This is a genomic window from Amycolatopsis echigonensis (assembly GCF_014174495.1).
Taxonomy (GTDB): Bacteria; Actinomycetota; Actinomycetes; order Mycobacteriales; family Pseudonocardiaceae; genus Amycolatopsis; species Amycolatopsis echigonensis.
The window spans coordinates 1-10,167 of the sequence record NZ_JACJHR010000151.1 but is presented as its reverse complement, the minus strand read 5'-3'; the positions used below and the strand labels follow the sequence as shown (position 1 = coordinate 10,167).

General features: G+C 70.1%; 8 protein-coding genes. 6 read left to right on the top strand and 2 right to left on the bottom strand.

The window, feature by feature from the left end:
- Positions 1 to 465 precede the first annotated feature (465 nt).
- From H5411_RS44660 to H5411_RS44640, 5 genes are all read left to right on the top strand, one after another.
- Positions 466 to 858: a YciI family protein gene (locus H5411_RS44660; protein ID WP_183127791.1), complete on the top strand. Its 393-nt coding sequence runs from the start codon at positions 466 to 468 to the stop codon at positions 856 to 858.
- Between the two features lie 18 nt (positions 859 to 876).
- The gene (locus H5411_RS44655; RefSeq protein ID WP_183127789.1) at positions 877 to 2,082 is read left to right on the top strand and encodes an RNA polymerase sigma factor; all 1,206 of its coding nucleotides are present in this window, start codon (positions 877 to 879) and stop codon (positions 2,080 to 2,082) included.
- On the top strand, positions 2,075 to 3,193 hold the full coding sequence (locus tag H5411_RS44650; RefSeq protein WP_101434011.1) for an epoxide hydrolase family protein: 1,119 nt from the start codon (positions 2,075 to 2,077) through the stop codon (positions 3,191 to 3,193). The genes H5411_RS44655 and H5411_RS44650 overlap by 8 nt, the downstream gene beginning before the upstream one ends.
- Before the next feature lie 67 nt (positions 3,194 to 3,260).
- Positions 3,261 to 4,070, top strand: a complete 810-nt coding sequence (locus H5411_RS44645; RefSeq protein ID WP_101434010.1) for an alpha/beta fold hydrolase — start codon at positions 3,261 to 3,263, stop codon at positions 4,068 to 4,070.
- Positions 4,071 to 4,078: 8 nt separating this feature from the next.
- Positions 4,079 to 4,831 carry an SDR family NAD(P)-dependent oxidoreductase gene (locus H5411_RS44640; RefSeq protein ID WP_101434009.1) on the top strand — a complete coding sequence of 251 codons (753 nt, stop codon included), beginning with the start codon at positions 4,079 to 4,081 and terminating at the stop codon, positions 4,829 to 4,831.
- 298 nt (positions 4,832 to 5,129) lie between these two features.
- Here the strand turns inward: H5411_RS44640 and H5411_RS44635 are convergent, their stop codons facing one another.
- Entirely contained in the window at positions 5,130 to 6,743 is a 1,614-nt protein-coding gene (locus tag H5411_RS44635) for an IS1634 family transposase (protein ID WP_460431639.1), read from the bottom strand.
- A 135-nt stretch (positions 6,744 to 6,878) separates the two neighbouring features.
- On the opposite strand from H5411_RS44635, the gene H5411_RS44630 reads away from it, so the two are divergent.
- On the top strand, positions 6,879 to 9,476 hold the full coding sequence (locus H5411_RS44630; protein ID WP_183127785.1) for a bifunctional FO biosynthesis protein CofGH: 2,598 nt from the start codon (positions 6,879 to 6,881) through the stop codon (positions 9,474 to 9,476).
- Here the strand turns inward: H5411_RS44630 and H5411_RS44625 are convergent.
- A partial coding sequence (locus H5411_RS44625; protein WP_183127783.1) for a helix-turn-helix domain-containing protein occupies positions 9,477 to 10,167 on the bottom strand: 691 nt, incomplete at its 5' end.

The window sequence follows — 10,167 nt, the reverse complement described above, 5'->3', positions numbered from 1 at the left end:
CTGGAGAACATTACACGGCCCAAAACGGCCCGAAACAGGGGGGTCCCTTAATACGATCTTCGCAGGTCAACCGGCCGAATGGGCCCGATGCGGCCGATCCGGCGGGCTGGGCGGCGGCAAGCCCGCGGGCCAGAGCGCGGCGTTATCGGCTCGCGGATGTCGTAATGCGGAAGAACGGGCGGCTCGCGTTATCGGCGAATGCCCGAGCAGGCACGGGCCGACGACTGCCAAAGGAAGCGCCGAGCAATGCGGACGGAGCGCGGATTGCTGCTGGACATCGACCTGCCGCGCGGAACGACCCTGGGCGCGCGCGTTCCAGCAGGGGCATCATGAGCGCCGAGTGACCCGGGTCACCCAGAAGAGCGCCGAGGCGATGTCCGGGGCGGGGCGGGCAGCTTCGTTCATTCCGAGACTGGCGGGCAAGCGCCGGTCGCGAGAGCAGGCCCGAGCGAAGAGGGAGCACCGATGAAGTACCTGATCCTGGCGTACGGCAACCAGCAGGACTACGACTACCTCAGCGGCAAGGACGGCGGGGCGAGCCCGGCGGAGGCGGCGGCGGTCTACGACTTCCTCACCGGGTTCAGCAGGGAGCTGGCCGAATCGGGCGAGCTGGTCGAGACGCAGGGGCTCTCCGCTCCGGTGCTGGCCCGCAGCCTTCGCCTGCGGGACGGGGCTCCGGTCGTGACCGACGGGCCCTTCGGCGAGACCGAGGAGGTCATCGCGGGGTACTGGATGGTCGACTGCGCCAGTTTCGACCGAGCGACCGACATCGCGGCGGGACTGCTCAAGGCACCGGGGCGGTTGGCGGAGGCCGGAGTGGTCGTCCGGCCGGTGATGGGGTCCGAGGGCGAACTCTGAGCCACGAGGCAGGCAGAGATGACCGACTCCGCGGTCAACGACACCCTGCGCGCCCTCGCACCGCAGGTGCTGGGAGCGCTGGTCCGCCGCTACGGGCGGTTCGATCCGGCTGAGGACGCGGTCCAGGAGGCTTTGCTCAAAGCCGCCCAGCAGTGGCCGGAGTCGGGCATCCCCGAGCGTCCCTTCGGCTGGTTGCTGCAGGTCGCGAGCCGGAAGCTGATCGATCTGCTCCGGGCTGACCAGGCGAGGCGGGAGCGAGAGATCCGCGCGGCTCGCGAGGACGTCAGCGAGCAGACCGGGGACGACACCTTGATCCTGCTCCTGCTCTGCTGCCACCCGTCGTTGTCGGCGGCGTCGCAGATCGCCCTCACCCTGCGGGCCGTCGGCGGGCTCACCACCGCGGAGATCGCGCGGGCGTTCCTCACTTCCGAGGATTCGATGGCCCGCCGGATTTCCCGGGCCAAGCGCACGATCCAGGACAGCGGTGTGCCGTTCCGGATGCCGCCGAAGGAGGAACGGGACGAGCGGCTCGAAGCGGTCCTGCACGTCCTGTACCTGATTTTCACCGAGGGGTATTCGGCGACGTCAGGGCCGGATTTGCGCCGGGGCGACCTGGTCGCCGAAGCGATCCGGCTGGCCGAGATGACCGCCGCGTTGCTGCCGGGCGACAGCGAGGCCGAGGGACTGCTCGCGTTGATGTTGCTGACGGACGCGCGATCGCCGGCGCGCGTGACCGAGCAGGGCGAGCTGGTTCCGCTGCACGAACAGGACCGGACGCGGTGGAAGGCCGGGCCGATCCGGCGCGGGGTGGAGCTGGTGACGGCGGCGTTGCCGCGCGGGCCGGTCGGGCCGTGTCAGCTGCAGGCGGCGATCGCGGCGGTCCATGACGAGGCAGCCACCGCGGAGGAGACCGACTGGCGGCAGATCGCCGGGCTCTACCGGCTGTTGCTCAAGGTTTCGGCGAGTCCGGTCGCGAAGGTGAGCCACGCCGTCGCGGTCGGGATGGCGGACGGACCGGCGGCGGGGCTCGACCTGCTGGAGGCGCTGGACAACCGCGACCGGCGGTTTTACGCGGCGCGAGCACATCTTCTGGAAAGGGCGGGCGACCGCGAAGCGGCCCGGAGCGCGTACCTGCGCGCCGCCGAACTCGCCACCAACATCCGCCAGGTGCGGTATCTCAACGCCTGCGCCCGGCGGCTCTCTCAAGGAGCTGGACATGACTGACGAGATCCGGCCGTACCGGCTCGAGATCCCGGAAGCGGACCTTGCCGACCTGCGGGAACGGCTCGATCGGACGAAATGGGCACCCGAGCCGGCCGGCGGCGACCAGGGGTACGGCGTCAGCGTCGGCCGGGTTCGCGAGCTGGCCGAGCACTGGCGGCATCGCTACGACTGGCGGGCTTGGGAACGGCGGTTCAACCGGTATCCGCAGTTCACGACCACGATCGACGGCAGCAACGTGCATTTCCTGCACGCCCGTTCGCCGGAGCCGGACGCGATCCCCTTGCTTCTCAGCCACGGGTGGCCGGGCTCGGTGGCGGAGTATCTGGCCGCGGTCGGGCCGTTGAGCGATCCCCGCGCGCACGGGCTGGACCCGTCGATCGCGTTCGACGTCGTGCTGCCGTCGTTGCCGGGGTTCGGGTTTTCCGGCCCGACGGCCGACACCGGCTGGGGTCCGCAGCGGATCGCGCGGGCGTGGGCGGAGTTGATGCGCCGGCTGGGGTACGCGCGGTACGGGACCGCGGGCAACGACTGGGGTTCGAGGATCGCGCCGGAGGTCGGTCGCGTGGCACCGGAGCAGGTGATCGGCGCGCACGTGACGCAGACCTGGGATCCGCCGCCGGACGACGATCCACAGTGGATTGCCGAACTGTCCCCTAAGGACAAAGCGGCATGGGACGCGTTCCACCACTACTTCACCGACGAGGCGTCCTACGGCGTCGTCCAGGCGCAGCAGCCGCAGACCCTCGCGCACGCGCTGTCCGACTCCCCCGTCGGCCTGCTCGGCTGGAACGCGCAGGCGATGCACGACCACGGCCTCGACGCCGACGGGATCCTCACGCACGTCACGATCCACTGGCTGACCGGCACCGCGGGTTCGGCGATCCGGATCTACGCCGAGCAAGCCCGGGAGACGCCTGCCGAGGGCCGCAATCCAGTGCCGCTCGGGGTCGCGCAGTTCCCCGGCGATCTGCCGTCGATCCGCGTGTTCACCGAGCACCGCCGGAACCTCGTGTCGTGGAACGAGTACGACCGCGGCGGGCATTACGCCGCGCAGGAGGTGCCGGAGCTGTGGGCGGGCGACGTCCGCCAGTTCTTCGCGAAGGTGCGCTAGAAAAACATTGCTCCGACTACATTGCGCTGTATTGCTCTGAGAAATCGCTCCGATTAGCGTCGGCGACATGCAGACAGTCCTCCTCTCCTCCGGCGCTCGGATCGCCTACGACGACCTCGGGCACCAGCCGCGGCTCCCGGTGCTTCTCGTGCACGGGCACCCGTTCGACCGGTCCATGTGGGGCCCGCAGGCTGAGCACCTCGCGCGGAACGGGCACCGCGTCGTCGTGCCCGACCTGCGCGGATACGGAGAAAGCACTGGGCCGGCGGTCCGCGGGCTCGAAGACTTCGCCGAGGACCTCATCGGGCTGGCTGACCACCTCGGGCTGGACCGCTTCGCGCTGGGCGGGCTGTCGATGGGCGGGCAGATCGTGATGCAGACCGTCCGGGAGCACCCGGAGCGGATCGCCGCGGTGCTGCTCGCCGACACCTTCGCCGAGCCCGAGACCAACGAAGGAAAGGTGGTGCGCAACCAGGCCGCGGACCGGGTGCTCGCGGAGGGCATGACCGCGTACGCCGACGAGCTGTTGCCGAAGATGGTGTCGCCGGGCACTTTGCGCGAGAACCCCGAGGTGACCGGGCACGTCCAGAAGATGATGCGCGACGCACCGGCAGCAGGCGCGGCGGCGGCCTTGCGGGCGAGGGCGAAGCGGCCGGACTACCGCGATTCGCTGAAGCGGGTCACCGTGCCGACGCTGGTCGTGGTGGGCAGCGAGGACGAGTTCACGCCGGTCGCCGACGCGCGGCTGCTGCACCAGCTCGTGGCCGGCTCGGAGCTGGTGGTGCTCGACGGCGCGGGGCACCTGCCTAACCTGGAACGCGCGGCCGAGTTCAACGACGTGTTCGGCCGGTTCCTGGACCACGCGGAAGAACGGTGACTCACTCCATGAAGACCGTATTGGTGACCGGCGCGAGCGCCGGGTTCGGTGCCGCGATCACGCGCCGGTTCGTCGCGGAAGGCGCGCGGGTCGTCGCCGCGGCCCGCAGCGGCGACCGGTTGAAGACGCTCGCGGACGAACTGGGCGACGCGGTGTACCCGCTGGTACTCGACGTACGCGACGCGGACGCGGTCGCGGACGTCGTCGCGCAACTGCCCGAGGAGTGGGCGAAGATCGACATCCTGGTCAACAACGCCGGCCTCGCGAAGGGTCTCGAACCCGCGCACGAGGCGAAGCTGGAAGACTGGGACCAGATGATCGAGACCAACGTGACCGGTCTCGTCCACCTCACCCGCGCAGTGCTGCCCGGCATGGTCGAACGCGGTGCCGGGCACGTGATCAACATCGGCTCCGTCGCGGGCAGCTACCCCTACCCCGGCGGAAACGTCTACGGCGCGACCAAGGCGTTCGTCCACCAGTTCAGCCTCAACCTGCGCTCCGACCTGCGCGGCACCGGCGTCCGCGTAACGAACATCGAGCCCGGCATGGTGGGCGGCACGGAGTTCTCGACCGTCCGATTCGACGGCGACCAAGACAAAGCGGCGAACGTCTACGCCGGCACGACCCCGCTGACCGCGGACGACGTCGCCGAGTCGGTCTTCTGGGCCAGCTCGCAGCCCAAGCACGTGAACATCAACGTCATCGAGCTGATGCCGGTGGTGCAGACCTTCTCCGCACTGAACATCGACCGCGACTCCTGAACAATCCGTGAGGGGCCCCTTCCCGGACTTAGATTCCCGGAAGGAGCCCTTCACGGACGACCCGCCGATCGCGACCACGCAACCCAAGCCGTGCGCCCACCAGCCAACGCGCCCAACGCGCCAGGCACCCACACCACCCCGCACCCCGATACGAAGCCTTCTCTGCGGTTCGGGGGTGCTTGTCAAGGCATCTTTCCCGCCTTGACAAGCACCCCCGAACCGTCAGCACACTCGGCTTCGGGGTGCCCCACCGCACCACCCGGCGCAATGTCGCCCGCCAGGGCGACGAGCAGCCCCCTCACCCAGGCGCAAACCTCTCCAACCCGAACAACTCGAACAACGCCTGCTGCCTCCCCGTCCGATCAGACAAAATCCGCCTGGTCCGCGGCCTCCCCCCAGTGGACCGATGCCGCAGCACCGTCTCCCCGATCCCCCGCAACTGGTCGAGCAACTCCGCCACCGACAAATTCATCCCCGCCCGGTCCGCCTCCCGCCGCATCAAGTGCGTGACCGTCGCCGCGAGCACGGACACCAACGTATGCACCGCGATCCGATGCGAAGTCCACTCCCACCGCGGCGACGGCCCGGCCGCGGCGGGCCCGGTCAGCCAGCGGAATGTCGACTCGAGGTGCGTCCGGGCGCGGTAAGCGGTGACGACCTCGGCGACCGGCCAGTCCCGGTCCGTCACGAGAATCTGCTTGCCGAAGAACTCCTCCGCCAGCCGGGCGACCGCGGCCTCGTCGACCCGCCGCTCCAGCCGCAGTTCCCCGGCGCGGTTGCCGGTGAGGGTCGTGTTCAGCACCCGTTCCACCCGGCGTCCGCGGATGATCCGGGACATCTCCGCGTGCACCTGGGTCCGGTCGCCGCGATGAGTGCCTGCCTCGAGCGCGGCGGCGAGCCCGTCGAGTTCGCGCACCGTAGTGCTCAATTCACTGGTGAACGCCCGATACTGCGCCGCGTGCAACGTCGCGGAATGGGTGAGGATGACGCGTCGGTGAGCACCGTCCACAGTCGCCACCGTGTCGAAGGCAGTCAGCCCGGAGAACCGCTCCGGATCCACCCGCCGCCGCACCGACGCGGGCCGCGCGAGCAAGTCCGGATGGTCAGCCAGCGGCAGCGAGCCGACGAACCCGGTCCGCGCGCCGAGGTCGAGCTGCGCGGCTTGTCCGGCGTGGAAGACCAGCGTGACGTCCGTGGCCGGATACCGCTCCCCCAGCTCGACGGCCAATGCACCGAACGTCGGCGCGTTTTCCCTTCGATAGACCCGGGAAGCCAGCGGAATCGCCCCGTCCCGCGTGACGACCAGGCCGAGTCCCGCGAGCACGTCCTGGCAGGCCGACGGCAGCGTGCAATCCGCGGCGGTAAACGCGGCGAACTGCGCGACATCGACCGCCAGCGCTTCCGTGCCGTCGTCGCCCAGCAGCTCCAGAACTGCTTCCGCCACAACGGTTTCCACCCCCGCGATCCGCTCCGGGGTAAGCCGCTGCAACGCCCTCCAGTGGCTAGCCGTCGTGATCGATCCCTTGGGCGGACGCGGCCGGACGAGATCCTGCGCCAGACCGCCCGTCCACCATTCCTCAAACTCCATCTCCGGGGCGGTCGCTCGATGGAGCACGGCGAGCGCGACGTGGAGACCGAGCGTCGGCCGCGCCCGCTGCGGTCCCGCCACCGAGTCGACGCGCCGGACGAGGTCGAGCCGCTGCAGCGTCCCCCATACGGCGGAAACATCGCCGAACGACCGATGCCGCGCGCCGGCTGCCTCCGGACCGCCGCCGGCCACCGCCGCCGCGATGTCCTCGGCCGTCCCGAGATAACGCTGGCCGACCACGCGCGGCTTGCCGTCGACGCGCGCGGACTCGGCGAAGTAGTAGTACGTCCGCCCGCCGATGCGCTTCCCGATCACTGACGCCACCCTTTAGGTAATACCGTCGGCAGACCGCACCCACAAGCCCGCAACCTGCGGCGATGATCACCCCGGACTCCTCGCGGGCGCGGCGGCGGGCGGAGAGCTGGCTGGTCGCGGCGGCCGGGTCCTAGCGTGGCGGGAATGGAGCCCGAAGCTGGCGTGACCACGCCCACCCCGTCGGCCATGCGCCGTGCGCTCGCCCGGGCGCGAGACGGGAAGACGCTCGACGTCGCCGAGGCGGCCGTGCTGCTGCACGCCCGCGGCGACGACCTCAAGACTTTGTCCGACCACGCCTCCCGCATCCGCGACGCCGGCCTCGAAGAAGCCGGGCGCGCGGGGATCATCACCTACAGCCGCAAGGTGTTCATCCCGCTGACCCGGCTGTGCCGGGACCGGTGCGGCTACTGCACCTTCGTCACTGTCCCCGGCAGGCTCGAATCGCCGTTCCTGTCGCCGGACGAGGTGCTCGACATCGCCCGCAAGGGCGCGGAGATGGGCTGCAAGGAAGCCCTGTTCACCCTCGGCGACCGGCCGGAGGACCGTTGGAAGGCCGCGCGCGACTGGCTGGACGCGCACGGCTACGACGACACGCTTTCCTACGTCCGCGCGATGGCGATCCGGGTGCTCGAGGAGACCGGTCTTCTGCCGCATCTCAACCCCGGCGTCATGTCCTGGCAGGACTTCCAGCGGCTCAAGCCGGTCGCGCCGTCGATGGGCATGATGCTGGAGACCACCGCGCGACGGCTGTGGAGCGAGAAGGGCGGGCCGCATTACGGTTCGCCGGACAAGGATCCCGAGGTCCGGCTGCGCGTCCTGGAGGACGCGGGCCGCAGCTCGGTGCCGTTCACCACCGGCGTGCTGATCGGGATCGGCGAGACGCACGAGGAACGCGCCGACGCGCTGTTCGCCATCCGGAAGACCGCACGCGAGTACGGCGGCATCCAGGAAGTCATCGTGCAGAACTTCCGGGCCAAGCCGGACACGAAGATGCGCGCGACGCCGGACGCCGGCCTCGAAGAACTGGCCGCGAACATCGCCGTGGCCCGGCTGGTGCTGGGTCCGCGGATGCGCATCCAGGCCCCGCCGAACCTCATCGGCGACCAGTACGACCTGATGATCCGCGCGGGCATCGACGACTGGGGCGGCGTTTCACCGCTCACCCCGGACCACGTCAACCCCGAACGCGCGTGGCCGCAGATCGACCTGCTCGCCCGGCAGACCGAGAAGGCCGGTTTCGCGCTGCGCGAGCGGCTGACCATCTACCCGGAGTACGTGAAGCGCGGCCAGCCGTGGCTCGACCCGCGCGTCACGCGGCACGTCGCGGCGCTGGTCGACGCGGAGACCGGGCTGGCCCGCGAAGGCGCGATGCCGGTCGGGATCCCGTGGCAGGAGCCGGACGGCGGCTGGCAGGGGTCCGGGCGCACCGACCTGCACACCGAGATCGACACGACCGGCCGCACCGAGGACCGGCGAGGCGACTTCGATTCGGTCTACGGCGACTGGAAGGAAATCGGCCGAAAGATCAAGACTGGGCCGCAGCGGTTCGACACCGACATGCGGGATGCGTTGCGCAGCGCGGAAAAGGACCCCGCCGGACTGTCCGACGACGCGGCGCTCGCCCTGCTGCACGCTGACGGACCGGAGCTGGACGCGCTCACGAAACTGGCCGACGACCTGCGCCGCGAGGTCGTCGGGGACGACATCACCTTCGTCGTCACGCGGAACATCAACTTCACCAACGTCTGTTACACCGGCTGCCGCTTCTGCGCTTTCGCGCAACGGAAAACCGACGCCGACGCGTACACGTTGTCGCTGGAGCAGGTCGGCGACCGGGTGGACGAGGCGTGGGCCGCGGGCGCGACCGAGATCTGCATGCAGGGCGGGATCCACCCGGATCTGCCGGGCACCGCGTACTTCGACCTCGCGGCCGAGGTGAAGCGGCGGCAGCCGGACATCCACCTGCATTCGTTCAGCCCGATGGAGGTCGTGAACGGCGCGTCGCGGACGAATCTGTCCATTCGCGACTTCCTGATCCGGGCGAAGGAGTCCGGAGTGGACTCGATGCCGGGCACCGCGGCGGAAATCCTCGACGACGACGTCCGGTGGGTGCTCACCAAGGGCAAGCTGCCGACGGACGCGTGGATCGAGGTGGTCACCACTGCGCACGACGTCGGGCTGCCGACCACGGCGACGATGATGTACGGCCACGTGGACAACCCGAGCCACTGGGTCGGTCACCTGAAGCTCCTGGCCAAACTGCAGCGAGAGGGCGTGGAACGCAACGGACGGCGCGGGTTCAGCGAGTTCGTGCTTTTGCCGTTCATCCACCAAAGTTCGCCGATCTACCTGGCCGGTCTCGCCCGCGCGGGCACGACGCTGCGCGAGAACCGGGCGGTGCACGCGCTGTCCCGGCTGCTGCTGCACGGCACGTTCGACAACATCCAGAGCTCCTGGGTGAAACTCGGCGAGGAAGGCAGCCGGGCGGTGCTGCAGGGCGGCGTCAACGACATCGGCGGCACGCTGATGGAGGAGACGATCAGCCGGATGGCGGGCGCGTCGAACGGGTCGTACAAGACGATCAGCGACATGCGCGCGATGGTCGAGCCGCTCGGCCGTCCGCTGCGGCAGCGGACGACGTCCTACGGGACGCCGACGGACGAGCGGATCGCCGCGGCGCAGGCGTCGGACGGGGTCGCGACGGCCGTGCGGAAGCCGTTGCTGCCGTTGCTCACGCCGTGATCAACCGTTGCGGTGCAGCCGCCACAGCGCGATAGCCAGCTGCAACCGCAACCGTCCAGCGGGATCGCGCACTGGCCAGCCGAGCAGGTGTTCGGCGTGGGCCAGGCGCTCCTGCAGGGTCGAATGGTGCACTACCAGCGTGTTCGCGGCGGCACGCAAGCTCGGAGCGCCCGCGACGGCGACCAGTGTGGGCAGTACCCACGGGGCCGCCGTGCGGGCGTTCTCCAAGCTGTGCACGTCCGCTACCGGTTTGGTGCGGGGCCCGACCGCGTCGGCGAGCACGGCCAGGCCGCCGAGTTCCGCATACTCCACAACGGACGGTCCGGGGTCGTCTTCGGTTGCGGTGAATCGGAAAGCCGTCCGCGCTTGTTCGCCGGACAGCGGCAGGTCAACCAGATTCACCACGGTCCCCAGGCCCACCCTGCTTCGCTCCGGCGGGGTCCACTGTGGAGGGACGACCAGCGGTACCGCGTCGGTCACAACCGCCCTCGCAGTGGCTCCGAGCCCGAGGCGATGGGCGGCACGGAGCCGGGTTCGCTCGTCCGCCGACGCGTCGAGCACGACTTCGACCGACGCCGGATCGACGACCCGGCCGCGCGTGCGGTCCAGCACCGCGCGCGCCGCCGCGGACGCGCGCTCCAGCACCATCGCGTCCACCGGGCTCGGCGGGCCGGGCCGTTCCAGCCACAGC